The sequence below is a fragment of the Flavobacterium sharifuzzamanii genome (assembly GCF_003254585.1).
GTDB classification, from domain to species: Bacteria; Bacteroidota; Bacteroidia; order Flavobacteriales; family Flavobacteriaceae; genus Flavobacterium; species Flavobacterium sharifuzzamanii.
On record NZ_QJGZ01000007.1, the window covers coordinates 1 to 238 of the forward strand.

Consider the following 238-nt stretch of genomic DNA (forward strand, 5'->3'; position numbering starts at 1 on the left):
TGGACCGCAAGGAATTGCAGGCGCTGACGGAAAGGACGGTATTGATGGAAAAGACGGTCTAAACGGAATCGACGGTAAAGACGGAGCAGCTGGACCACAAGGAATTGCAGGTGTTGACGGAAAAGACGGAATTGATGGGAAAGATGGTCTAAACGGAATCGACGGTAAAGACGGCGCAGCTGGACCTCAAGGAATTGCAGGCGCTGACGGAAAGGACGGAATTGATGGGAAAGACGGT

1 pseudogene is annotated in these 238 nt (G+C 52.1%); it reads left to right on the plus strand.

Going from position 1 to position 238, the window contains the following annotated elements:
- Positions 1-238, plus strand: a pseudogene (locus DMA14_RS00035) (collagen-like protein); the annotation flags it as partial.